This window comes from Humidesulfovibrio mexicanus, assembly GCF_900188225.1.
Classification (GTDB): domain Bacteria; phylum Desulfobacterota; class Desulfovibrionia; order Desulfovibrionales; family Desulfovibrionaceae; genus Humidesulfovibrio; species Humidesulfovibrio mexicanus.
This window is the reverse complement of record NZ_FZOC01000001.1, coordinates 181,769-204,112: the sequence shown is the minus strand read 5'-3', so window position 1 is coordinate 204,112 and position 22,344 is coordinate 181,769. Positions and strand designations below refer to the sequence as shown.

Here is a 22,344-nt window from a genome sequence, read left to right as displayed (position 1 = left end):
GAAGGATAGGCCCCGATGGTTTCCGCCTCTACCCCTTGTTGGAGCAATAATGCCCAATGAAGTGGTCTGCGTTGTGCGGATGGGCCAATTTGGCCGTTTCCTGGGCAGGGGAATGGTGCCCGACGGACATTCGGGTCAAGAAAGCTTCATGGGCGGCTCACGAAGTGATTTTGCACTCACGGATGATCCACCAACGTTTCATGCGCCTTGAGGCCGCTTTATACTGTCCCAAGACGCAGGATTGTGCGTACCCTATCCGGAATGTCTCCGCGGTCGTGGGTGACGAGGACTGCGGCCGCGTTGGTGGCCATAAGCTGCCGCTCCACAAGGCCGCGCACGTCCTGTTTGAGAGCCTCGTCCAAGCCTGTGTAAGGTTCGTCCAGGAGCAGCAGGTCCGGTTCAAGGGCCAGGGCGCGGGCCAAGCTTACGCGTTGGCGCATCCCTCCTGAAAGCTGCGAAGGGAAAGCGCGATGGAATTCCGCCAGGCCCAGGGCGTCGAGCAGCGTTGACGCCCGCCTTCCGGCTTCGTCCCGTGAGCATCCTGCCGCCCGCAACGGGAGAGACGCGTTGTCCAGGGCGCACAGCCAGGGGAGCAGCCGCGGTTCTTGAAACACGAATCCAATGCGCCTGGTCGCGATGGCGACGCGGCCTGAATCTGGCGTGGCGAGTCCAGCGGCCAATCGGAGCAATGTGGATTTTCCGGCTCCGCTTGGCCCGGTAACGGCCAAGATGTCTCCGTGAGCGAGAACGATATCCGTTGGCGGAAGAACTGTCCTCCCCGCATGGGTCTTGCTCGCTGCATGAAACGAAAGCACAGTGGTCATCCCCGCCACCTCCATGCCAGGCGTCGAACCGGACCGATAAGCACCAACTCGACCATGCCGACCACGGACATGGAGAGCAATGCCAGGGCGTACAGCCGAGGCGTGTCCAGGTTTGTCCTGGCCATGGCCAACAAATGCCCGAGCCCTTGCGATGCTCCCAGCGCTTCGGCCAGCACCACCACGCGCATGGCCCCGCCAAGGGCCAAAACCAAGGCCGAGAAGAGCGGAGCCGCCAGGGCGCGAAGATACAATTGGGTTGCGCGCAAATATGGCGGAAGCCTGTAGAGTCTCGCCATTTCGATGAGTTCCGCGTCCACGGCGGCGAGTCCTTCCAGAACCGCGACATAGATTGCGGGTGCGGTCATAAGGGCCACGATGCCGGTGACCATGGGGGTGCCCATGCCCAGCCAAAGCATTCCGAGCATGACCACCACGACTCCGGGCACGCTGGTGAGCGTCCAACGGAAGGGCGCCATAACCTGTCGGAGGGATGGGCAAATGACCGTGAGCGCCCCTGCCGTAAGGCCCAGTGACAGGCCAAGGCCGAGGCCACATGCCGTACGCAGCAGGCTGGCGGCCAAGTGCTCGCCGATGAAGTCGTCCTCTTTTAAGAGCTCGGCAAAGGCCAGCAGGGTGTCGCACGGAGAGGCGACGGCCAGTCCGGAGGAGGCGCGGGCCGCCAACTCCCAGAGGCCAAGCGCCAGCAGAACGCCAAGCACTGTCGCCGAGCGGCTTGAGAGGCGTCGCACGGTCATTGTCCAAGCTCCAGAAAGCCTGGTCCAGGAAGCTTGCCGCCAAGGGCTTTGGGGGACAGCTCAAAAAGCCGCGCCAGCAGGAACTGGGCTGCATCCCTTCCTTGCGACCCGATTGCCGGGCGCAGGTCGGAGCCTGGCACGATGCCGTCCACGGTCTGTCGTCCCAAGTCGGGGAAGACTTCTATTGCCAGCATGGCGGCCTGGTGCGGGTCGCGAGCCACCAAGGCGGCCTCGCGCAGATATGCGGCGCGCAGCCAGTCTAGGCTGTCCGGCTCCTCGCACCGGGCTACGAGCGGCCTTGGGGCCGGTATGTCGGATCTTGAGGCGAACACGGCCAGGGCGCCGTGGGCCAGTCGAGGGGATTCCGGAAATGCCTCGGCCCAGGTCTCGCGCACGTCTACCGCCTTGCGCAGCACGCAGCCTCCGGCATCCGCCGTTCGGCGAACCGCAAGGCTGGCGGCAGGTTCGCTCAGGAAGGCGTGTCGCGCGCGCCCGGCCAGAAGCAGGTTGACCGCTTCCAGGCTGCCGCCCGTATGCCTGGGCTGAAGCGTTACGTTTAGGCGGTCCGCCAGACAGCGCAGCAACAGGTCCGGAGTATCGCCAGGACCAAAGGGCAGGCACACTTCCTGGGCGTGCAGTTGCTCAAGGGATCGGAGTTCTGGGGTGGTTGAAACGATCCATAGCGAAGGTTCCGTCAGTGCGGCGACCTGCAAGCGAACGCCGCGGTTGTATAGAACCGCAGCGGCTGTGATTGTGAGGACCGCTGCATCCACCGTGTCGGCGCTGATGAGGGAGCGCAACTGATCCGGCGACTGCCAGGGAGTGAAGGCGGCCTGTCGGCCTTGGCTTTGGAGCGTGCGTTGCAAGAGCAACAACGGCAGTGACTCCGCAAGGGCCGGTCCGCTCAGTCGAAGCGCTGTGGCCGTGTCCTGCGGGGCGCCGCAGCCTGCTATCGCGAGGGCAAGCCCGGCGCCGCCGCACGTTGCGAACCGCAAGAATCCCCGCCGATTCATGCAAGGGCTCCGGCTCCTGGCAGCCGCCCCGCCTTGCGGGCGATATCCAGCCGGGCGCTTCCCAGCGAGAGCTGCACAACACGGCTTTCCACGGATTGGAAGCCTGCTTCCAGCATTGCCTTTGCGATGCGGCCAGAGTCGAAGGAGACGTCTTGCCCCTCCAGTGCGAGGCACAGGCGTGACAACACGCAATATTCAGGACGTGTCCGCCCTTGCTCCAGGCCCTCGTGCAGGCTCACGAACACGCCGCCGGGATTGAGACAATCGAGCAGCTTGCCCATGAAACCATCAAGCTCCTTGGCGTAGTACAGGGTATGGCTGGCCCATACGAGGTCGAAGCCGCCCCCCAGGTCGAGCGTATTGTAATCGCCGGAAAGGACACGAATGCGGTTGCTGAGGCCTTTGGCCGCAATCTCCGCCTGCGCGGTCTCCGCCACGTTGGGCATGTCGCACAACACCCCGGTCATGCCTGGATGGCGTTCGACGATGGCCATGCCCACAACGCCAGGCCCCCCGCCAAGGTCGAGCATATGTTTCAGGCTTGCGGATTCCGGCAGCGCGGCCACAAGGCTCGCGGCGTATTGCGCCAGTCCGGAACGCTGGTAGTTGGCCAGCCCACGCGCGGCCTTGCGCCAAAGTTCCGGGTTCTCCAACTTGTCCTCCTGCTTGAGCGGCGGCGGCCCGTTGCGGACAAGATCGGCAAGTCGAACCAGGTTTTTGTGCTGCATGGCGGTCATCCGCTGGATCACGTCCAGCAGGTTGGTTTCCGAACCGTCACGCAGATGCCGTTCCGCCAGGGGCGAGTTCGCATACGCGTTGCCGTGCTTTTCGGCCAAGCCCATCGCCGCCATGGCGTCGAGCAGCAACCGGGTGTTTCCGGAATGCGCGTCGAGTTGGCGCGCCACCTCATCCGCATCGCTGGTTGTGGCAAGGAGTTCAGGGATGCCGAGTTCGATTGCGGTGGTGAGCAGGGCCATGCGTACAGGCCCCAGAAGCCACTCGCCCAGGGGGGCGAATCCAAGAAGCATGTCGTCGTGTGCCAAGGTGTCCATCAGAAGCTCCATGCAGCGCTTATTCCGAAGGTTTGTGGGTCGCCGTCCTCAACCATGCGGTTTCCCGCCGTATCTTTGACCTGCTTTGTGGTGTATGCCGTGTCGAAAACGTTTTTGGCCCAGAGGGCGAACTCCCAGCCGTCACGGGCATAGCCCAGCCGAAGGTTCACGGTCTGGTATGGGGTCTGGAGCAGCGTATTCTCCGCGTCGAAGTACTGCTTGCCCGCACCGAGCACATCCACCCGGCCGAATACGCCGCTTTCGTGCGTATAAAGCGCGCCAAGGTTCCAGGTGATTTCCGGAGCCCAAGGTAAACGTTTACCCTTGTAATCGTATTGCGTACCGCCGACGCTTGCCTTCCAGCGGTCCACCTCGCTTTTGGCGTAGCCCGCTCCGGCAGAGAGTTCCCATCCAGTCCAGGGCAGGGCCTTGAATTCAATCTCCATCCCGTCCACATGGGCTTCCGGGGCGTTGGAGAAGGACCATGCCCCGACGCCACCTCCGGGAACTTCCTGGCGCACCTGCTTGTCGCGCACCTCGGTGTGGAACAGCGCGGCATTTGCCGTGAGCCGTCCGTCCAGCCAGGCCGTTTTGAGGCCGAGCTCGTAGTTTGTGGTGTGCTCCGCCCTGTAGAAGAAGGACGTCTGATCTGTGGCTGAAAAGGGGTTGTAGCCGCCCGAGAGATAGCCTTGCGCAAAGGTGGCGTAAGCCGTCACGTCTTTGGCAAAGTCGTAGGCCAGCGAGGCAGTGGGCAGCAGAGCCGTGTCGTCCAGATTCTTTCCATACTCTCGGGAGAGGAGGGCGGTCGCATAGCGTTGGGTCCCACGGCTTTGCGTCGCCTCGGCCCGAAGCCCAACGGTCAGGCGCAGTCCCTCCCACAATGGCACGGTGCCCTGGCCGAACAAGGCGTAGCTTGCCTCGGTCATGGACGTGTCGAGATACAGGTTGCCCACCGCGCGGATGCGGTCGAAGCGCACCGAGGTATCGTCTCGGCCGGCGTATACCCCAGCCAGCCAGGTCATCGCGCTCCCGACCGGGGAGGCCAGGCGCAGTTCCTGACTCCAGCTGTTTTGCTGCAATGCCATGTTCGAGTAGCCTTGCGCCGCCGCGGTCCTGTCCAGGTCCGTAAGAAAGCCGTAAGTATAGTCTCGGAAGGAGGATGCCGCAGATACCTCGCCGAAGTCGGCGCTCCAACGCAACTTGAGGGTCTGTCCCAGGCTGTTTTCTCTGGAGTCGTCCGCTGCATTGGAGCGGACCTTGAACCGTCTGGAGGCGTTGGTTCCGGTTTCGTATCGCAATTTGCCGACGCCGTCGGAGGAGTTGTCGGAGTCGAACGACAGGGTCATGTCGAAGTCCTCGCGCGGCTTCCAGAGGAGTGAGCCTCGCCCCATGAGGTAGGTGCTTTTGGCCGCCCTGTCGTCGTTCTTTGAAACATTGGTGGTGAAGCCGTCCGTGGCGTTGCGGAGAAGGCTGCCGGAGAGGAAGAGGGTTTGGAAGTCCAGAGGGGTGCTGAAGCTGGCCCCGGTGCGCAGCGAGTTGTACGATCCATAGTCGGCAAAGATGCGGGCCGATGGTTCGAGTCCGGGTTGGCGCAGCACCACGTTGACCACGCCGGAATCGCTGTTGCGGCCATAGAGCGTGCCTTGCGGGCCGCGCAGCACCTCGATGCGCTCCACGTCCATGAGGTCGAGGTTCTGCATATAGGTGAGTGGGCGGGCGACCCCGTCCACGTAAAGACCGCCGGAGTTGTAGAGCGAGGTGTCTATGGTGGATAGGCCTCGTATCACCAAAGCCGAACCCGATGTGGCCTGCTTGAGGTGCACGTTGGGCAGGGCGCGGACGGCTTCGCCCAGTTTTTGCGCGCCCATCTGCTCCAGAGAGGTCTCGTCCAACGCGGAAACGCTGGCTGGAACGCGCTGGAGCTCCTCTTCGCGCTTGGTGGCGGTGACGCGGACGGTTTCGAGCAAGTGCGGCTCTGTTGCGTTATCCGCTCGGAACGCTCCAGCTCCGTCATCTGCAAGGGCCAGGACTGGGACCAACAGCAGCGGCGCCAGCCAAAGCGAACGTAAAAGCATTGCGTCCTCCAAGGCCCGCACGGAGCGGACCCGATTTGAGTTTGACGTTCAAACTCAACTAGCCGAAGAGGACGGCGGGGCGCTAACCGTTGCGGGGCCGAGATTGCCCCGCGCGGCGCCTTATGGCAGTTTTTCGGAACGTCGGCGCAGAAGCTCGCTGGGGTTCATGCCGAAACGTACCCGGAAGGCTTGGCTGAAATGGCTCAAGTTCAAATAGCCGATGCTGTAGGCCACTTCGCTGACGGACAGCCGGTCCTCCTCAATGAGGCGGCGCGCATGATTCAGCCTGTGCGCGCGAAAGCAGCCGTACACGGTATCGCCGAAGAGAACGGGAAATCCTGCCTTGAGCTTTTTTTCGCTCAGTCCCGCAAGGCGCGCAAGCTGGGAGATGCTCGGAGGATGTTCCAGATCAAGCAGCAGGAGCCGCTTGGCCTCGCGCAGACGTTCTTCATCGCCTTTTGATATGCGTGGTGGCGTAGGGGGGTGCCGTTGTTCCTCGCGGCACTCCTCAAGCTGTAGCGCGACAAGTTCCAAGGCCATGCTTTCCTGCATGAGCCGCCAGGCAGGGCGATGGCGCAGGGTTTCCAGCAGCGCGCCAAGCAGGTAGGTCTTTCTGGCGTTGCGCCTTCCCCGCCAAAGCAGTTGCTCCGGGTATGGCCGCAGTACGCGGCGCAGAGGCTGCGGCGTCTGTTCCTTGGCATCGTCCAGATAGTGACGCAACACATTAGGAGAAACCAGCACGGTTACAACACAGGCATCTTCACCTGGGGCGCATTCCACTCGTCCCGTTGTTTTTGGCAGGCACACTATGCCGTTGTCGCCGCCTGTGCGTACCACTTCATGCCCCTTGAGCTGTCCGCTGGAGTAACTGCAACGGTTGCTGCCATGGAGGATGCCTCCGAAATGCACAGGCGGGTTCTCAATTTCGAAATCGAAGCTCCCGGACTTTGCTGCATCCAGACGTGATGCCACACACAGCATTCCCGGCCGCAGTTCGGCGCTTATAACCTGCCACTGCGGCCCTCCTGTTTCTGGCCGGTAGTCCACATTGGATTCCCGAACGCCGCAATACAGTTTCATGGCCGCGCCTTTCCCAATGCAATGCAGCTTTTGCGCAGATCGCCCGGAAGATCTCCGAACCGGCGCTTGAAGGCTGCACCGAAGTGGCTGACGTTTGTATACCCGATGCGCCAGGCGGCCTCGCTCACCGAGCAGTCCTCCTGTTCAATGAGCAGCCGGGCGTGTTGCATCCGTTGCTCATGGAGATAGCGGAACGGCGTCATGCCGTGGAGGGCCACGAACCCGGCCTTGAGACGCGCGGGCGGCAGGCCGACTTCACGCGCCATGTCGGCCAGGTCGGCCGGGGTTTCCAGACACTGGTCGAGCAGATCCCTGGCCGCGTTCACCTTTCTGCGCTCGAACGGGGCGATGTTCGCGCGTTCGCATCGGTCAACGCCGTGTAGACGCCCCAAGGTCACGGACAGCAGTTGGAGCACAAGCCCCTGACGGAGCAGCGGGCCGAAGGATAGGGTCGTGTCCGACTCCAGTAGCTGCCAGGCCAAGTAGCGTTCCTGCGCGGAGAGTGACGCGGTGACGACGGGTTCGGGCTGGGCGCCGGGCCGCCAAGGCCACAGGTGCCGTTCCGCCGATTCCGGAGTGAACTCCAGCCCGATAAGGGCAAGGTCGTCATCGGAGCTGCCGTGGAACACCCCTGGCAATCCGGGAGGTCTACGCAGGATGACGGTGTCTTGGGGCATATCGATGCAATACCGTTTGCTTTGGTCGCGGCTTTCCGCCCTGGCTCTGCCACGCAGCATGTAGCCGAACTCCAGCGTTTCCCGAGGGGTTTCAAACGTGCCGGATACGCTTTTGCCGTGGGGCAGCAGGGCAGGGAAAAGGGTCATGCCGGGGAACACCTCCACCCCGCCCTGGCGCAGAACCTGGGGGGGCAGCACATGTGTTTGAAGGCTCTTGGTACCGGGTTCGGAAGGCATGGGTGCTCCGTCGTTTTGTTCTTTTTGAGAATAATATTCAAATTCATGTCCGGCATCAAGCCTTTGAAGGAAGGGAATTTGATTTAAAATTGGGCAATGCTGGTGTGAAAACGGGGAGCGGCGTCGTGTGCCTTGGAGGTAGCTGGGGAGGACAAAATTTCAAGGAGATGCACATGCCCCCACATTCACGGAATATGACAACGCTGGCCTGCCTGATTGCCGCGGGCACCATGCTGGCCACCTTTTCCGGTTCGGTCGAATTGGCCCTTGCTGCGGAAGAGCAGGACAACGCCACGAGGCTGAGCCCGGTCGTCGTCTCTGCGCAGAAGGTCCAGCAGGATCTCGTGAAGGTCCCGGTGAGCGTCACCGCTCTGGACCAGCAGCAGATTGAGGACCTGGGCGTGGAGAATTTGCGCGACCTGCCCGTGTTGGTGCCCAACCTGAACATGCAGAAGTTTGGCGCGCACTTCACGGAGTTCAACTACCGTGGCATTGGTGGGGTCACCACCATGTCCAAGACCTGGAACGTCAACATAGACGGGGCCACGCTGCCCTATGTCGGCCTGGACTCGCTCTACGACGTGGAGCGCATTGAGGTGCTGCGCGGCGGACAGGGCGCGCTTTATGGGCGCAACACCAACGCGGGCGTCATCAACGTCTTCACTCCGCAACCATCGCGGATGTTGGAAGGCAAGGCCGACGTAAGCTACGGCTCCTATGGAGAGGCCACCTTCAAGGCGGCCCTGGGCGGTCCCATCAACGATGTGTTGAGCTACCGGGTGTCGGGTTGGCGGAGTTCCTCAGACGGTTTCATCACCAACGACATGTACGGCAAGAACGATGCCGACAGCTCCTGGCAGAACGGGATGCACCTGAAGCTCAGGGCGGACATCGACAGCCGGACGGACGTGACCCTGGCTGGCATTCTGGACGAGTATCACGGCGCCATGGGCTGGACCAACATGGCCAACGGGCGCACCTACCACGCCCAGAGCGACGAGCCGGGGCTGGACAAGGGCGGGCTTTCCACCGCCATGCTCACCGTGAACCGGGACATGGAAATGGGGCGGTTCACCAGCATTACCGCCTACTCCGCCTCGCGCTACAAGATGCTCATGGACATGGATACCTCTTCGGCGGCGTTGTTCAACCTGGACTACAAGGAAGACTTCAGCACACTGACCCACGAGATGCGCGTGGCCTCGCCGGAAGGGCAGGGGCCCTGGCGTTGGCTTGGGGGCATGTTCCTGCTGCACGAGAACACGGACTATGACACCGGCGGCACGGGCGCATTCGCCACTGGTGCGTCCACAGCGTCCATCGGCAACAATTCCGCCGCAGCCTTCGGGCAGGCAGGCTGGCGTTTTCTGCCGGGTTGGGAGCTCACTGGCGGGCTGCGTCTGGGCTACGAACGCCAGGCCTTCAAATGGCGCAGCCTTGACAGCAACGCCGACTTCGCCATGACGAAAGGCTGGACGAGCGTGCTGCCCAGCGCATCGCTTTCTTGGGAGTTTGCCGACAGGCAGACCGCCTACGTTTCCGTGAGCAGGGGCTCGCGCTCGGGCGATTTCACCGCCAACGAGACCAACATCACCACCTTGCGTGACAGCCCCGTGGTTTCTCCTGAGTATTCTCTCACCTACGAGTTGGGATACAAGGCCGAACTTTTTGATCGTTCCCTGCGTTTGAGCGCCGCAGCGTTCAGCATCGTCTGGGACGACATGCAGGTGACGGCCATCACCGCTGGCGGCGTGCAGTCAAGGCAGAACGCGGCCAAAAGCCACAGCCGGGGTATGGAGGCCGAGATCCAGTGGGCACCGTTGCCGGGCCTGACGGTATTCGGTCAGGGCGGCTTCATGGACGCGAAGTTCGACGAATACAAGCCCATGGCCTCCGGCGATCCTTCCGGCAAGTACATCCCCAATACGGCTGATTCGAGCTTTGGTGGCGGCTTCACCTACCAGCACGCAAGCGGCTTTTTCATGGGCTTCGACGCAACGCGCTTCGGGACCAAGTACCTGGACGAAATGAACACGCTCAAACAGGACCCGTATACCCTGGTGAACGCCAAGGTCGGCTACAGGGCCGAGCATTGGCACGCCGCGCTGGTGGGTAAGAACCTTGGTGATGAGCGTTATGTGGTGCGCGCCTTTCAATTCATGCCCGGAACGCTGGCGCCGGCGGTCATGGCGTCGCCGCTTACGGTTGGCGTGGAACTTGGCGCGACGTTTTAAGAAGAGAGGGATTCCTATGAGACCATTGACGGAAATCAGGCAAGGCGGGCGCGCCATCGTGCTTGAAGTGGCTGTGTCGGGCGTGCACGGGGTACGCATGGCGGGAATGGGCATCCTGCCTGGCGTGCGCGTCACTGTGCTGCGGAACGGGAAGCGGAAAGCCCTGCTCCTTGAGTGCGGACGCAGCATTTTTGCTGTGGCGAGAGCCCTAGCCCTGACCGTGAGTGTCGAGGAGGAGGCATGAACGCCGCCGTCCTCCCCATGGTCGCCTTGGCCGGGCAGCCCAACACCGGCAAGTCGACATTGTTCAACGCCCTTACCGGCCTGCGCCAGCAGGTGGGCAACTGGCCCGGACGCACCGTGGACAAGAAGACCGGTCTTGCCCGTATCCGCGGGCGGTCCGTCGCCGTGGTGGATCTGCCGGGAAACTATGGCCTTACTCCGGCCTCGGAGGAGGAGCGTATCGCACGCGATTTCCTGCTGGACTCCAGGCCCGACGTGATTGTCCTGGCGCTTTCTGCCATCTCGCTTGAGCGGGCTCTCTGCCATGCCTTGGACGCTGCGCTCATCGGCGTGCCGGTGGTGCTGGCCGTGACCATGATCGACATTGCAGAGCGCGAGGGCTTGGTCTTCGATGCCGAGGTTTTGGAACGCGCGAGCGGTTTGCCGGTCGTTGCGGTGAATGCTGCCAAGGGCTTCGGACTGGAGGAGCTTGAGGCCGCTGTCGACCGCGCCCTTGCGACCGGGGCCGGAACGGCGTTACGTTCCACGGCTGTGCCTTCCTATCTGCCGGACAAGGTTCGGTCTGTCTGGGATACCATGCGCGCCAGCCTTTCCATCGGGCACCCGCGTGGCGCAAGCGCCGGGCTGTTGGCGCTGAAGGTTCTTGAGGGCGACCAGGACATGCTCGCGTGGGCACGCAGGGAGCTTCCTGCGAATACCATCGTGCAGATCGAGTCCTTTCAGTTCGATGGTCACGGCATCAACGCCGCGCGCCACGCCAAGGCGGTGGAGATGGCACGCGCGGCGCTCAGGCAGGTTGGCGAGATCAGCCCGGTTTTCGGCCGGTTCGACATTGTGGCCACACATCCGCTGGCGGGGCCGCTGCTGGCGGTGCTCGTGCTCGTGCTCGCGTTTACGGTTGGGATGTTGGTCGGGTTCCCTCTGCCGTACCTTATCATGAAAGGCATGTTTTACGCCGAGGGATACGTGAACGGCCTGCTGTCGCCGGTGTCGCCCTGGCTGGGCGGACTCGGCATGGGCGTGGTGCGCGGGGTGGGCTCGGTGGTCTGCCTGACGCCGTTTTTGGTGACCTTTTACGCCATCTTCGCTTTGCTCGAGGATGTCGGCTACCTGGCGCGCATCGCCTACGTCATGCATGGCCCCATGACGCGGATCGGCCTGACGGGGAAGGCTTTCGTCGCCTTGCTGTTTTCCCTGCCGTGCAATGTGGCCGGGGTATCGGCCGGCCGCATTTGCGATTCCGACCGGCAGCGCAAAATGGCGGCCATTCTCGCGCCCTTTGTCCCGTGCAGCGCCAAGTTGGCGGTTTCGGCCACACTGGCGTCCTGGCTGTTTCCCCCGTGGATCGCCGGGGCGGCCGTGTTCGGCGTGCTGGTGCTCAACGCCTTGCTCCTGGGACTTGCCGGGACCACTGTGGACCGGCTTTTGCCCGGGCGCGAGGCACAGCATTTGCTTCTTGAACTGCCGCGCTACCAGCGTCCTCGACTTCGGGTCATCGCATCCGAGGCAGTGGCCCGTGGCTGGGCGTTCGTCCAGAAGGCTGGGACGCTGATCGTCAGCTTCTGCGTGCTGGTGTGGTTCTTCGCCTACTATCCAACTGGGGACATCCGCACCAGTCTGCTCGGCCAGGTCGGCGTGCGGCTTGAGCCCCTTGGCGCGGTGCTTGGCTTCGATTGGCGGCTTCTGACCTCGCTGTTGACCTCTGTATTGAACAAGGAGGCCGTGCTGGCGACCTTGGCGATAATCTACGGCGTTCCGTTGGACCGCCTGCCGGAGGTGCTGCGCGCGGAGATGGGCGCTGCGCAAGCCATGTCCTTCATGGTGGCGCAGTCGCTGTTTTTGCCGTGCGTGGCCACAATGGGCGTGCTGCGCAAGGAGTGCGGGCGTTCCTGGGTGGTGCTGGCCGTGGCCGGGGGAACGGCCCTGGCGGCGCTTGTGGCGGCCCTTGCCGTGTACCAGTGGCTGCTGCGCATGTTGTAACGGGAGTCTTCCTCAGGGCGCGTTTCAATGCCAAGGCCGATTCCCGCAGCGCCGGTCGCACGGGAATCGGCCTTCGGCAGCGATGTCTCGGAGGGGGACGGAGGGGCTATTGCGCCTGGGGCTGCTCCTCGTCAGGGCCTTCCTGGGCCAGTTTCATGTTTTTTGCGTACATCGCCGCGTTGCTGCCTGCCACGCAGCCCTCGCCAACGGCCTTGGCCATCTGCAGGGGCGGGCCGCAGATGTCTCCGGCGGCAAACACGCCAGGAACGCTCGTGGCTTGCCGCTTGTCCGTGTCGATGTACTTCATGCTTTCGTCCAGGGTCAGCCCCAGGGAGGAAGCGAGTTCAAGCACGCCCTTGGCGCCAAGTTCTATGAAGACGCCTGACACCGCGAGGGTCTGTCCATCGGAGAGGGCGAGACCGCTGACTTTCCCCTCGCCCTGTACTGCCACGGGCTTGACGCCTTCGTGCAGCACAACGCCCGATTGCGCCAGCTTGGCCTTGAGGACGGGAGACACGTCAAGGGACTCCGCCACGAGGTGCACGCTTCTGGCCATGGAAAGCAAGGTGAGCGCCCCGCCGGCCGCGGCGCTTTGCCCGCCGACCACGGCCACGTCCTCGCCCCGGAAGAAGCCGCCATCGCAATCCACGCAATAGGACACCCCGCGGCCGAGAAGCTCCTTTTCGCCGGGAACCCCCAGGCGGTTGCGCGTGGTGCCCGTGGCGACGACCAGAGCTCTTGCGCAGAGCACATTTCCGCTCTCGGTTTCGATTTCCAGGCAGCGTCCCGTCTGGCTGATGCGCAGGGCATCCTCTTCCAGCGTCTCCGCCCCGAAACTTTTGGCCTGCGCCAGCCCGGTTGTGAGCATTGCCTCTCCGCTGGTCTTGAACATGCCCATGAAGTTTTCCACGTGCGCCCAGAACAGGCTGCTCTTGTTCAGCCGTCCCAGCAGCAGCACGCTGGCTTTCTTGCGCGAGGCGTGAATGGCGGCCTGGATACCGGCAGGCCCGCAGCCCAGGATGACGACATCGAAGATCTTCTTTGGTTCCATGGGATCTCCTTATGGCGGTGAAAAGCCGACACCAGGGAGTTAAGCACACTCCGCCTTGCGGGCAAGGTCCTCATGCACCTGGCGCCGAAGCCTCATGACGTGTTCATTTTGGGGCAGCCAGTCGATGAGGGTGTCCAGATAGCCTTTCTCCTGCAGCATCCGTGCTGAGGAACCAAAGTTCAGGTCATAGAGCCAGCCAATGACCATCAGCTTGAAATCATTTACATAGACGATTGCTTGGTAATCTCCGTGCTGCCTGTTGAGCACGGTGTCGAGCACGGCTGGAGTGTAGCGGTCCGGTTGGTCCACAACGCTCAGGGCCACCTCGGGATGTTTGGGGTTTTCCTGGGAGAAGTGGGCGATCATGACCGAGTAGATGTCCAGCTTGTCGCTGTCCCGAAGCACCCGTGCGATTGTGTGCAGGGCCGGGGAGCGCAGCGGAGGCAGGAACCGCTTGTTGTGCAGGTACACGGCCCCCAGGACAAGCCGCCGGACAGGGCTGGGCGCGTCTTCAAGAAGCCCCTCGCGCAGGGTGTGGGTGATGCTCAAGGCCGCATGGTTGGCGGATTCCGCATCCCGGAACGTGCGGTATCGCTGGTACTGGGGAAAGCGGCCGACATCGTGCAGAAGGGCCGCCAGACGCGCGGCCTGCGTGAGCCCGGCGTCCAATCCCGCATCGCGGCACAGGCGTTCGGCAATGGCCAGAACCCGGAGCGTGTGGTCGATCTTGAGGCGATAGGCGAAGGCGTCGTCTCGGTCCGTGATGTAGCGTCCGGCAAAGGCCTTGAAGCGTTCGGCGACATGGTCAACGAGTGGGTCGTTCATCTGTCGATGGACCTCTTTTTGAGCTCATAGAGTTGTCGGCTCAGCCTCCCTGCACGGAAATCGGCGTCGAGCTGCGCGTGCTCGCGCCGCCGCATCTCTTCGGCTTCGCGGTCCATCTCTTTGTCTCGCCAAATGCCTTTGGGGCCGTAAAGCAGTCGCAGAAAAATGCAGATGACAGCCAAGATGGCGAAAGAAAACGCGTAAGTGGCCAGGCTGGTCTCCCAGTCGCCGCCAACGCCGGAGTTGAACGGCCACGCGGTCCATTTTGACGGCCCGCCGCTCTGGACCGAAACAGTCAGGTATGACATGGGGAATGTGCCTCCAGGGATGCGGCCCGAATCTGGCCGGGCCTTGAAGGCTGAGAGTACGTGGACTCGCGCCGTGTTGCAAGGGCGCGCCCGTGTGCGCCAGCGGAGATTGTGCCCGGACCGAACATCGGGTAGGAGGAGGGGAAGAGGTGGCTCCATGCGCATTCTCATAGCCGAGGACGACTGCGCCAGTGCGCGGTACATGTCCGGGCTCCTGGCCCGGTTCGGCGAATGCGTTCTGGCCGAGGATGGCGAACTCGCCCTTGCCGCCTATTGTCTGGCCCTGGAGGAGGGCCGCCCCTTCCAGCTCCTGTGTCTGGACATCATGATGCCGCGCAGGAACGGGCAGGAGGTGCTTGAGGAGATCCGCCGGTTGGAGCGGCTGGCCGGGGTGAAGCCGGGCCAGGGTGTCAAGATCATCATGACCACGGCCCTGGGGGATATGCGCTCGGTCATGAGCGCGTACAGGGGAGGGGCTACGGCCTACATCACCAAGCCGATCTTGACCGAACGTCTGTATGAGACCATCTGCAGCCTCGGATTCGAGGTGTGACGCGAGGATTTGCACAATGAACGTGACGACCAAGACTATGAGCGGCCTTCTGGCCGTTGTGCTTACATGCGGCCTTCTGGCTGATTTCGCCCTTGCCAAGCGCATGGGCGGGGGCGGTTCCTTTGGCGGCAAGGCCGGGTATTCCCGCAGCTATGCACCGCGCCAGACTTCGCCCACTTCCCCGACGCAGCCATCGCCTGCCGCGCGGCCGATGAACCAGCAGCAGTCCGCCGCGCCAGGCGCCATGTCCCAGCAGCAGCGTCCGAGCATGTTCTCCCGCATGGGCTGGGGGCTGGGCGGATTCATGGCTGGCGGGCTTCTTGGCTCCATGCTTTTCGGCCACGGCGGCATGGGCTGGGGCGCAGGAGGCGGCATCGGGATGCTGGACATCCTGCTCATCGGCCTTGTGATTTTCTTGGGATTCAAGCTGCTTCGACGCCGCGCGGCCGCTGCTCCGGGCACGGGGCCCACCGGTTCCGCTTCGCCTGATGCGTATGATCGCGCGGAACAGAGCTGGGGCCATTTGCGTTCCCGCGAGGATTCTGCGGGTGGCCGTAACGCGTCCCCCCAGCCCACGGGCGGCTTTGGCGTGGCGCCCGCCGCCGATGTCGTCGACGGTCCCGCCGTGCCGCAGGGGTTCAACGTCCACGAGTTCCTGGAGGGGGCAAAGACCGTGTACGCCCGCCTCCAGCATTCCTGGGACCGTCGGGACCTGGACGACATCGCTCTGTTCACTACCCCTGAGGTCCTTGCAGAGATCCGCCGACAGGCTTCCGCGGCCCCTCAGCCCTCGAAGACCGAACTGCTGCTCGTCAATGCGCGGCTGGTCGAGTTTCGCGAGGACAATCAGGACACTGTGGCCACAGTGCTTTTCGATGTGCTCATGCGTGAGGACGCGGCCGAGGAGCGGCCCAAGCAGGTGCGCGAGGTCTGGCACTTTTCGCGTCCCACCGCCGACCTTTCGGCCAACTGGCGTCTTGAGGGCATACAACAACTGGAAGGGTAGTGCGGCAGCGCGCCACGCAAACGTCAAGGGCCGGGAGTGCGTTTCCGGCCCTTGTTTACGCTTAGGGGAGTGTTGATGTTTCAGTTGCAGGATTGCTTCAAGGCCTACACGGCGGATCAGGACAAGGCGGTCGCCCCGGCGCAGACCGTTGCCCGAGTCAAGGCGCGGCTGGAGGAGAAATGCCCTGGCGTGCTGGAGGAGACGAGGCGGGTGGACACCGGCCGACTGGGGATTCCGGTGTTTTTGAGCGTGTGCGGACCTGCCGCGCGCGCGGTGATGCCGACCCGGAAGCAGATGGGCAAGGGCGCGAGCCCCGACCAGGCCGAGGCCTCGGCGCTGATGGAGCTCGTCGAGCGCTTCAGCTACTTCAGCTTCTGGGAGGATGCGGACAACTTTTTTCTTGGCTCCTGGGACGAGGCGCAAGAGCGTTTTGGCGACCGCCTTATGGATATTGACCGTATCCGGCAGTCCGTGGACGACGACCTGACCCGCGAGGATGCGCGGCGCCTCATGAACCTTGTGCGCTGGCGGTTTTGCGAGGTGCTGGACGTGGCCAGCGGCGAGGCTGTGGCCGTTCCCCTGGACTGGTTCAAGACCTTGAACGAGTTCAACGGCTCTTCCGCTGGCAATACTCCGGAGGAATCCGTGCTGCAGGGTTCCTGCGAACTGGTGGAGCGCCACGTGTCGGCCATCGTGGACCGGAATGCCCCTGTGCTGCCCACCATCCGCCAGGATTCCCTTACCGACCCCGTGCTCAAGGATTTGTGCGAACGGTTTCGCGCCAATGGCATCATGCTGCTCTTGAAGGATTTCAGCCTTGGGATGCCCGTGCCGACCGTTGCCGCCTTGGCCTTTGATCCCAAGACCTACCCGGCCTTAAGCGAAATCGTGTATACGGCCGGGACCGCGGCCTCCCCGGTCAAGGCGGCGGTGCGCGCCGTGACGGAGATTGCGCAGCTTGCGGGAGATTTCGAGACCGGCCGCGTGTACGAGGCCTCTGGACTGCGGAAGTTCACCGATCCCGGCCAGTTCGCCTGGTTGACTGAAGGACCGGAAGTCGATCTTGGCGATCTCCCCTGTGTTGAGGACGCCAATATCCGCGTGGAACTGTCCCGCCTTGCGGATGGGCTGAAAGCTTTGGGGTATTGGCTGTATACCGTGGATACCACGCATCCGGATCTCGGCGTGCCCGCAAATTATAACTTTGTCCCCGGGTTTGATTTCCGCGAGCGGACCAGACACCGCAGCCTGGGGCTTTTTGTCGGGCGCAAGCTGGCCGAGGAGGCCCCGGAGGCCGAGGCCGAGGCGGGGCTTGCCGTTCTGGCCGAGGTGGCGCCCGACGCCAGCCACTTGCCGTTCTATCGTGCCTTGCTGGCCCTGCGCCAGGGGAATATCGATCAGGCTGCGGACCTTTTTGCGCAGGCCGAACCGCATCAGCCCGCAGCCGAAGAACGGGCCTTGTGCGCCTTCTACCAGGCCTATGCACTTTCCCAGAAATCCGCCTGGGACGCCGCCATCGACCATCTTGACCGCGCCATCGCGCTTGATGCCGAGGTGAAGGAGTACTTCAACTTGCGCGGGGTGGGACGCTTCAAGGCCGGTGCGTTCGCACTAGCCAAGGCGGACTTCCACGCCGTACTGGCACTGGACAGCGGTTCCGCACCGGACTTGGCCAACCTTGGCCTGTGCCATAAATTCCTTGGCGAGCGCGACGAGGCGGTGCAGTGCCTTGAGGCTTCGCTTGGCTTGGATCCGTCGCTGGAATACGCGCGCAAACACCTCGATGAACTCCGCGGGGCTTCCGATGCCTAAGCCTCTTCGCCTAGGGGGATAGCTGCGGCATCCATATTGACCATGACTTCGAAATACTTTAGGAGCTTTTTGACGAACACAGGCTGTGGACTCTTCACGGCTCGAATTGGACAGGAAAGGCTGAGGCGTTATTCACAAGATCCTAAAGGAGGACGACGAATGGCTATTCTCGAGTTTAAGGGAAAAAAGTTCGAGGTTGACGAGGACGGCTTTCTGCTGAAGTTTGAGGAATGGAACCCTGAGTGGGTGGAGTTCGTGAAGGAGAGCGAGGGCATCCCCGTCATCACCGAGAACCACCAGAAGGTCATCGACTTCCTGCAGGACTACTACAAGAAGAACGGCATCGCTCCCATGGTGCGCATCCTGTCCAAGGTGACCGGGTACAAGCTGAAGGAGATCTACGAGTTGTTCCCCTCCGGCCCCGGCAAGGGCGCCTGCAAGATGGCCGGCCTGCCCAAGCCCACTGGCTGCGTGTAACGCACTACGTGTCAAGCAAAGAGGCGGGAGCGTCGTATGCGCGCTCCCGCCTCTTTTTTTGCGTGCCTGGGCCCGTTGCTGGTTTACCGTTCAGGTTCAACCATTCTGATGGCGCAGAATTTGCCGCACATGCCGCATTCCTTGCCGTGTTCGATTCCTGCCGAGCGCTGGCGCACAAGGCACGGATCCAGCGCCGTCCCGGCCATTGCGCTCCAGTCGAGCCTGTTGCGGGCGCTGCTGATGGTTCGCTCCCGTTCCATCGCCCAGGGGCGTCCAAGGGAGGCCTCGGCGGCCTGGGCTGCGATGCGCGAGGCCAGCACGCCTTCATGCACGTCCCTGGCATCGGGCAGGCACAGATGCTCCGCCGGGGTGAGGTAGCAGAGGAAGTCGGCGCCGTACTGTGCGGCAAGCGCACCCCCGATGGCCCCGGCGAGATGATCGCGTCCGGCGGCGGCATCGGTGACGAGTGGGCCGAGGACGTAGAGCGGCGCTCCGAAAGTCGCCCGCTTGATGCCCTGGATTTGGGCCTGCACCAGATGCAACGGTACATGTCCAGGCCCTTCGATCATGACTTGCACACCTGCCGCCCATGCGCGGCGGGCGAGCACGCCAAGGGTCAGCACTTCCTCCCACTGGGCCGGATCTCCGGCATCGGATCCGGCGCCTGGGCGCAAGCCGTCGCCGAGGCTGATGACCACATTGTGGACGCGGCAGATTTCAAGCAACTCGTCATAGTGGGTCAGCAGCGGGTTTTCCTGGCCCGTGCGGCGCATCCACCGGGCAAGAATGGCTCCGCCGCGCGAGACGATGCCCATTTCGCGCGAGCCGTCCTGCGCCAGTTCCGCGCCACGCCTTGTGAGCCCGCAGTGCAGGGTCATGAAGTCGACGCCTTGTTCCGCCTGCTTGGCCACCTCGGCCAGAAGCTCGCTGGCCTCCCATCCCGCGGGGTCGCGCCCGGCATCCGTACACTGCTGCGCCAAGCCGTAAAGGGGCACGGTTCCCAGGGGCAGCGCAGTGGCCTTGATCATCCGCAGACGGATGGCGTCCAGGTCTCCGGCTGTGGACAGGTCCATGACGGCGTCGGCACCGGCTGTTTCGGCGACCCTGAGCTTGTCCAGCTCGCCTGCGCCGTCGCTGGAAACAGGAGAGGTGCCGATGTTCGCGTTCACCTTCACGCGAGCGGGTTGGCCGATGAGCGTCGGCGTCACGCCTTCGTGCCTGGGGTTCGCCAGCAGGGCAAGCGTGCCCGAATCGATGCGGGAACGGATTTCCGCCTCGCCCATGCGTTCGTGCTCCATGAGCTGGGGCAGGGCTGTGTGCAGGGCCTGGGAAAGCGCCGTATTGGCTGCGATGATTGACATTGCGCGCTCCTTGTGTTCGCCTTGGCGGGCGGTAGCGACAGGGCACGCGTGAGGGAGAGGCGGAAGTCCAGCCTGTTCCATTCCCTCCAACGGCATGACCCGTATCAGGTTCCACGGTCGGCCCCGGTGTCAGAGACCCTCTCAGCCCGGTTCCCCGGACCCCCGTATGGTTGTATGCTGGCAATGAACAGAAAACCTTGCTAGCCTTAGCCAAGGATGAAGTCAACAGGTCCGCGCCCGCGTCTGGTGGCGAAAACTTGCCGACCGCCTCTTGCAATCCAAAGGCATCGAGCGTATAGCGACCTTCTTCAAGTGAACAACGCCACGGAGAGCATCATGAAAAAAGATATCCATCCCAATGTCAACGACGCCAAGGTGCGCTGCAACTGCGGCTACGAGACCGAACTGCTCACCACCAAGGGCAAGGACGTGACTGTGGAAATTTGCTCCAACTGTCACCCGTTTTACACTGGCAAGCAGCGCTTCGTCGACACCGCCGGTCGCATCGACCGCTTCCGCAAGAAGTACGCGGCCGTCTCCGACGCCAAGAAGTAGCGCGCCCGCGAGCGCGTCAAGGAATGCCTCTGTTGGATTCCCAATGGAGGCATTCTTGTTTCTCCCGTGTCTGTCCGGCCACAAGCGCCCTGGGGCGTCTTTACATCGGCCGCGGCGGACTTATCTGGAGTGGGCCTGCCGGGCGTGCCGGTTGACGGTGTATCCTTTCCGAGGCCTTTGACCTTCCAGAGGTGTCTTTTGAAACGTTCCCTGCTTCCTACCGTTGTGGCCGCCCCCACCGTTGGCGGACAGGCTGTCATAGAAGGCGTCATGATGCGGGCCAAGGACCGGCTGGCGATAGCCGTGCGCAAGCCGGACGGCGAAATTCTTGTGGAATTGCGCCCGTGGTTCTCTTTGAGCAACGCGCCGATATTGCGCAAGCCTTTTGTCCGCGGCTTCCCGGTCCTGTTGGAGACGCTCGTCAACGGCATCAAGGCCCTGAATTTTTCCGCCATGCAAAGCGTTGACGGAGAGGACGGCGAAAGCGAACTCACTTCGTGGCATCTTGTCCTTACGATGACAGTCGCCCTTGGGGTGGCGCTGGGCCTCTTCGTTGTGCTGCCGCACTTCTTGTCCGCATTCATGCAGTGGGTGGGGCTTGCCGGCGATGTGGAGTCCGTAAGTTTCAACGCTTGGGACGGGCTTTTCAAGATGCTGGTCTTCGTCGGCTACATTGCCGCAATCTCCCTTGTTCCGGATATTCGCCGGGTGTTCCAGTACCATGGGGCTGAACACAAGGCCATTTGGACTTTCGAAAGCGGCGGCGGATTTTCGGTCGACAAAGCACGCTCCAAGAGTCGGCTGCACCCACGTTGCGGCACGTCGTTTCTGCTTTTCGTGCTCGCGGTGAGCATCATGCTCCACACCATCCTTGTCCCGCTTCTGCTTGAGCTGTACAGGCCGGAGTCCACGGTGGTGAAGCACGTGTTTGTTGTTGCCGCAAAGTTGTTGTTCATGGTTCCTGTCAGTTGCGTTGCGTATGAGATGATCCGCTTCGCCGGGAAATTCAACACAAATATCTTTTGCCGCGTGCTGTGTTGGCCGGGGTTGGCCCTTCAGATGCTCACCACGAAGGAGCCTGACGACAGCCAGATCGAGGTGGCCATGGCCGCGCTCAAGTGCGCGGTGCGTGAGGAGGCCTGTTCCTGATGTTCGCCAAGCTTGAGGAGATCGAACGCAGCTTTGAGGACCTGGAGAAGGAGCTTGGCGCCCCGGAGGTGCTCTCCGATCAGGACCGCTACCGCAAAGTGGCGAAGAGCCACGCCGACCTCGGGGTCATCGTCAAGGCGTTCAGAGAGTACAAGGCGTTGTCGCAAGAGCTTGGGGACAATCAGGAATTGCTCAAGGATTCTGATCCCGAAATGCGCGATATGGCTGCCGGTGAAGTGGAGCGCATCAAGATTCGGCTTGAGGAACTGGACACCGAGCTCAAGCTGCTGCTGCTGCCAAAGGATCCCCTGGACGACAAGAACAGCATCCTGGAAATTCGAGCCGGGACGGGGGGGGACGAAGCAGCACTATTCTGCGCCGACCTTTTTCGCATGTACACCCGCTATGCCGAACGGGTCGGCTGGAAGGTCGAGCTGCTTGACGCCAACCCAACCGATACCGGTGGATACAAGGAAGTCATCGCTTCCATTTCCGGCGAACGCGTGTTCAGCAAGCTCAAATGGGAGTCCGGCGCCCACCGCGTGCAGCGTGTGCCCGCCACCGAGGCCCAGGGCCGCATCCATACCTCCGCTGTCACCGTGGCCATCATGCCCGAGGCCGAGGAAGTGGACGTGAACATCCGCACCGAGGACCTGCGCATCGACGTGTTTCGGGCCAGCGGTGCCGGCGGCCAGCACGTCAACCGGACGGAATCGGCCATCCGCATCACGCACATTCCTTCCGGACTCGTCGTCCAGTGCCAGGACGAGAAGTCTCAGCACAAGAACAAGGCCAAGGCCATGAAGGTGCTTCTTTCGCGTCTGCTCGACCAGGAACAGCAGAAGGCCAAGGCCATTGAGACGGACATCCGCCGCGCCCAGGTCGGTTCCGGCGACCGTTCCGAGCGCATCCGGACCTACAATTTCCCACAGGGCCGGGTTACGGACCATCGCATCAACCTGACGCTCTACAAGCTGGACGCCGTTATGGATGGCGATTGCGGCGAGTTGATCCAGGCGCTCACCAGCCATTATCAGACAGAGGCCCTGAAGCAGCAGGCCGCTGGAGCCTAGCCCC

21 protein-coding genes and 1 riboswitch are annotated in these 22,344 nt (G+C 62.7%); of the genes, 10 read left to right on the top strand and 11 right to left on the bottom strand.

What is annotated here, in order from left to right:
- Positions 1-218 precede the first annotated feature (218 nt).
- The 7 genes from CHB73_RS01105 to CHB73_RS01075 form a co-directional block, all read right to left on the bottom strand.
- The gene (locus CHB73_RS01105; protein ID WP_235641459.1) at positions 219-824 is read right to left on the bottom strand and encodes an ATP-binding cassette domain-containing protein; all 606 of its coding nucleotides are present in this window, start codon (positions 822-824) and stop codon (positions 219-221) included.
- Positions 821-1,579: an ABC transporter permease gene (locus tag CHB73_RS01100; RefSeq protein ID WP_089271205.1), complete on the bottom strand. Its 759-nt coding sequence runs from the start codon at positions 1,577-1,579 to the stop codon at positions 821-823. Before CHB73_RS01100 ends, CHB73_RS01105 begins: the two co-directional genes overlap by 4 nt.
- Positions 1,576-2,202: a hypothetical protein gene (locus tag CHB73_RS01095; RefSeq protein WP_179216838.1), complete on the bottom strand. Its 627-nt coding sequence runs from the start codon at positions 2,200-2,202 to the stop codon at positions 1,576-1,578. Before CHB73_RS01095 ends, CHB73_RS01100 begins: the two co-directional genes overlap by 4 nt.
- Before the next feature lie 386 nt (positions 2,203-2,588).
- Complete coding sequence (locus tag CHB73_RS01090; protein WP_179216837.1) at positions 2,589-3,644, bottom strand: class I SAM-dependent methyltransferase; 1,056 nt, start codon at positions 3,642-3,644, stop codon at positions 2,589-2,591.
- Positions 3,644-5,611 carry a TonB-dependent receptor gene (locus CHB73_RS01085; protein ID WP_235641458.1) on the bottom strand — a complete coding sequence of 656 codons (1,968 nt, stop codon included), beginning with the start codon at positions 5,609-5,611 and terminating at the stop codon, positions 3,644-3,646. Before CHB73_RS01085 ends, CHB73_RS01090 begins: the two co-directional genes overlap by 1 nt.
- A gap of 228 nt (positions 5,612-5,839) precedes the next feature.
- The gene (locus tag CHB73_RS01080) at positions 5,840-6,799 is read right to left on the bottom strand and encodes a helix-turn-helix domain-containing protein (RefSeq protein WP_089271197.1); all 960 of its coding nucleotides are present in this window, start codon (positions 6,797-6,799) and stop codon (positions 5,840-5,842) included.
- Positions 6,796-7,713, bottom strand: coding sequence for a helix-turn-helix domain-containing protein (locus CHB73_RS01075; RefSeq protein WP_089271195.1), 918 nt, complete (start codon positions 7,711-7,713; stop codon positions 6,796-6,798). The genes CHB73_RS01080 and CHB73_RS01075 overlap by 4 nt, the downstream gene beginning before the upstream one ends.
- Positions 7,714-7,886: 173 nt before the next feature.
- Between CHB73_RS01075 and CHB73_RS01070 the strand changes: the two genes are divergently transcribed.
- Genes CHB73_RS01070 through feoB form a run of 3 tightly spaced genes read left to right on the top strand, consistent with a single transcriptional unit; the run spans position 7,887 to position 12,170 of the window.
- A complete protein-coding gene (locus CHB73_RS01070; protein ID WP_179216836.1) occupies positions 7,887-9,947 on the top strand; it encodes a TonB-dependent receptor in 2,061 nt (686 codons plus the stop codon).
- Positions 9,948-9,963: 16 nt separating this feature from the next.
- A complete protein-coding gene (locus CHB73_RS16660) occupies positions 9,964-10,191 on the top strand; it encodes a FeoA family protein (RefSeq protein ID WP_179216835.1) in 228 nt (75 codons plus the stop codon).
- Positions 10,188-12,170: a ferrous iron transport protein B gene (feoB, locus tag CHB73_RS01060; protein ID WP_089271189.1), complete on the top strand. Its 1,983-nt coding sequence runs from the start codon at positions 10,188-10,190 to the stop codon at positions 12,168-12,170. Before CHB73_RS16660 ends, feoB begins: the two co-directional genes overlap by 4 nt.
- 106 nt (positions 12,171-12,276) lie before the next feature.
- Here feoB and CHB73_RS01055 read toward each other — a convergent pair whose 3' ends face one another.
- From CHB73_RS01055 to CHB73_RS01045, 3 genes are read right to left on the bottom strand one after another with little or no spacing between them, the layout of a single operon-like run.
- On the bottom strand, positions 12,277-13,221 hold the full coding sequence (locus CHB73_RS01055; protein ID WP_089271187.1) for an NAD(P)/FAD-dependent oxidoreductase: 945 nt from the start codon (positions 13,219-13,221) through the stop codon (positions 12,277-12,279).
- A gap of 39 nt (positions 13,222-13,260) precedes the next feature.
- A complete protein-coding gene (locus CHB73_RS01050) occupies positions 13,261-14,046 on the bottom strand; it encodes an HD domain-containing protein (protein WP_089271185.1) in 786 nt (261 codons plus the stop codon).
- Entirely contained in the window at positions 14,043-14,354 is a 312-nt protein-coding gene (locus tag CHB73_RS01045) for a hypothetical protein (protein WP_089271183.1), read from the bottom strand. The genes CHB73_RS01050 and CHB73_RS01045 overlap by 4 nt, the downstream gene beginning before the upstream one ends.
- Positions 14,355-14,511: 157 nt before the next feature.
- On the opposite strand from CHB73_RS01045, the gene CHB73_RS01040 reads away from it, so the two are divergent.
- The 4 genes from CHB73_RS01040 (at position 14,512) to CHB73_RS01025 (ending at position 18,202) form a co-directional block, all read left to right on the top strand.
- A complete protein-coding gene (locus CHB73_RS01040; RefSeq protein ID WP_089271181.1) occupies positions 14,512-14,907 on the top strand; it encodes a response regulator in 396 nt (131 codons plus the stop codon).
- A 22-nt stretch (positions 14,908-14,929) separates the two neighbouring features.
- On the top strand, positions 14,930-15,913 hold the full coding sequence (locus tag CHB73_RS01035; protein WP_235641457.1) for a Tim44 domain-containing protein: 984 nt from the start codon (positions 14,930-14,932) through the stop codon (positions 15,911-15,913).
- Positions 15,914-15,988: 75 nt separating this feature from the next.
- The gene (locus tag CHB73_RS01030; RefSeq protein ID WP_089271177.1) at positions 15,989-17,725 is read left to right on the top strand and encodes a YcaO-like family protein; all 1,737 of its coding nucleotides are present in this window, start codon (positions 15,989-15,991) and stop codon (positions 17,723-17,725) included.
- 159 nt (positions 17,726-17,884) lie between these two features.
- Entirely contained in the window at positions 17,885-18,202 is a 318-nt protein-coding gene (locus tag CHB73_RS01025) for a TusE/DsrC/DsvC family sulfur relay protein (protein ID WP_089271175.1), read from the top strand.
- A gap of 83 nt (positions 18,203-18,285) precedes the next feature.
- On the opposite strand, the gene thiC is transcribed toward CHB73_RS01025, so the two are convergent.
- Positions 18,286-19,563: a phosphomethylpyrimidine synthase ThiC gene (thiC, locus tag CHB73_RS01020; protein ID WP_089271173.1), complete on the bottom strand. Its 1,278-nt coding sequence runs from the start codon at positions 19,561-19,563 to the stop codon at positions 18,286-18,288.
- A gap of 64 nt (positions 19,564-19,627) precedes the next feature.
- Positions 19,628-19,739, bottom strand: a riboswitch (TPP riboswitch).
- A 160-nt stretch (positions 19,740-19,899) separates the two neighbouring features.
- On the opposite strand from thiC, the gene rpmE reads away from it, so the two are divergent.
- The 3 genes from rpmE (at position 19,900) to prfA (ending at position 22,340) form a co-directional block, all read left to right on the top strand.
- On the top strand, positions 19,900-20,118 hold the full coding sequence (rpmE, locus tag CHB73_RS01015) for a 50S ribosomal protein L31 (RefSeq protein WP_089271171.1): 219 nt from the start codon (positions 19,900-19,902) through the stop codon (positions 20,116-20,118).
- A gap of 198 nt (positions 20,119-20,316) precedes the next feature.
- Positions 20,317-21,267: a DUF1385 domain-containing protein gene (locus CHB73_RS01010; RefSeq protein ID WP_089271169.1), complete on the top strand. Its 951-nt coding sequence runs from the start codon at positions 20,317-20,319 to the stop codon at positions 21,265-21,267.
- Positions 21,267-22,340, top strand: a complete 1,074-nt coding sequence (gene prfA, locus CHB73_RS01005) for a peptide chain release factor 1 (protein WP_089271167.1) — start codon at positions 21,267-21,269, stop codon at positions 22,338-22,340. The genes CHB73_RS01010 and prfA overlap by 1 nt, the downstream gene beginning before the upstream one ends.
- Positions 22,341-22,344: the final 4 nt, after the last annotated feature.

Coding starts and splice junctions, on each gene's coding strand:
- CHB73_RS01055 (WP_089271187.1), bottom strand. CDS start 13,221: ATGGAACCAAAGAAGATCTTCGATGTCGTCATCCTGGGCTGCGGGCCT.
- CHB73_RS01090 (WP_179216837.1), bottom strand. CDS start 3,644: ATGGACACCTTGGCACACGACGACATGCTTCTTGGATTCGCCCCCCTG.
- prfA (WP_089271167.1), top strand. CDS start 21,267: ATGTTCGCCAAGCTTGAGGAGATCGAACGCAGCTTTGAGGACCTGGAG.
- CHB73_RS01045 (WP_089271183.1), bottom strand. CDS start 14,354: ATGTCATACCTGACTGTTTCGGTCCAGAGCGGCGGGCCGTCAAAATGG.
- CHB73_RS01105 (WP_235641459.1), bottom strand. CDS start 824: ATGACCACTGTGCTTTCGTTTCATGCAGCGAGCAAGACCCATGCGGGG.
- CHB73_RS16660 (WP_179216835.1), top strand. CDS start 9,964: ATGAGACCATTGACGGAAATCAGGCAAGGCGGGCGCGCCATCGTGCTT.
- CHB73_RS01050 (WP_089271185.1), bottom strand. CDS start 14,046: ATGAACGACCCACTCGTTGACCATGTCGCCGAACGCTTCAAGGCCTTT.
- CHB73_RS01040 (WP_089271181.1), top strand. CDS start 14,512: ATGCGCATTCTCATAGCCGAGGACGACTGCGCCAGTGCGCGGTACATG.
- CHB73_RS01070 (WP_179216836.1), top strand. CDS start 7,887: ATGCCCCCACATTCACGGAATATGACAACGCTGGCCTGCCTGATTGCC.
- thiC (WP_089271173.1), bottom strand. CDS start 19,563: ATGTCAATCATCGCAGCCAATACGGCGCTTTCCCAGGCCCTGCACACA.
- feoB (WP_089271189.1), top strand. CDS start 10,188: ATGAACGCCGCCGTCCTCCCCATGGTCGCCTTGGCCGGGCAGCCCAAC.
- CHB73_RS01025 (WP_089271175.1), top strand. CDS start 17,885: ATGGCTATTCTCGAGTTTAAGGGAAAAAAGTTCGAGGTTGACGAGGAC.
- CHB73_RS01080 (WP_089271197.1), bottom strand. CDS start 6,799: ATGAAACTGTATTGCGGCGTTCGGGAATCCAATGTGGACTACCGGCCA.
- rpmE (WP_089271171.1), top strand. CDS start 19,900: ATGAAAAAAGATATCCATCCCAATGTCAACGACGCCAAGGTGCGCTGC.
- CHB73_RS01030 (WP_089271177.1), top strand. CDS start 15,989: ATGTTTCAGTTGCAGGATTGCTTCAAGGCCTACACGGCGGATCAGGAC.
- CHB73_RS01100 (WP_089271205.1), bottom strand. CDS start 1,579: ATGACCGTGCGACGCCTCTCAAGCCGCTCGGCGACAGTGCTTGGCGTT.
- CHB73_RS01075 (WP_089271195.1), bottom strand. CDS start 7,713: ATGCCTTCCGAACCCGGTACCAAGAGCCTTCAAACACATGTGCTGCCC.